Annotated in this window: 1 protein-coding gene; it reads right to left on the bottom strand. The window is 65.9% G+C overall.

Annotation, left to right across the window (positions count from 1 at the left end; all coding sequences use genetic code 11):
• Positions 1-348, bottom strand: a 348-nt coding sequence (locus tag C4313_RS11445) for a heavy-metal-associated domain-containing protein (protein WP_352429977.1), incomplete at its 3' end; no start/stop codon positions are given.
• Positions 349-458: the final 110 nt, after the last annotated feature.

Raw genomic sequence — 458 nt, forward strand, 5'->3', positions numbered from 1 at the left:
ATAGAGCACGTACCCGATATAGCCTGTTAGGGCCAGCAGCGTGACTCCCAGGGCCAGCAGCAGGTACCCAAGCCGTGGTGAGGCGACTGCCGGCTGGGGACGCGGAGCCGGTGCTGGCGGAGCCGGCGCCTCGCCCACCAGCGGAGGAAAGCCAGCCTCAGCCAGGCGGCGGTGGATCACCTCCGGGGCGACAATCTGGGGGGCGTACGACACCGTCACCTGTTGCCGCGACACGTTCACGGCCACACTCCGCACGCCAGTCAGAGTATAAAGGGCTTCTTCGATAGCCTGTGTGCATCGCGGACAGCGGATGGCCGGCACGGTGAATGTCGCCTGTCCCAGTGTCATCCGTTCCTCCGGCTCAGTGGTTTGCGAACAGTCTACACTCTCCAGGGGCGGAAAGGGCAAGTCACGGGCCGGCGTGGCTGCCCTGGTCCCCTGGGGCTTCTCAAGAGGGT

This window comes from Thermoflexus sp., assembly GCF_040289485.1.
Taxonomy (GTDB): domain Bacteria; phylum Chloroflexota; class Anaerolineae; order Thermoflexales; family Thermoflexaceae; genus Thermoflexus.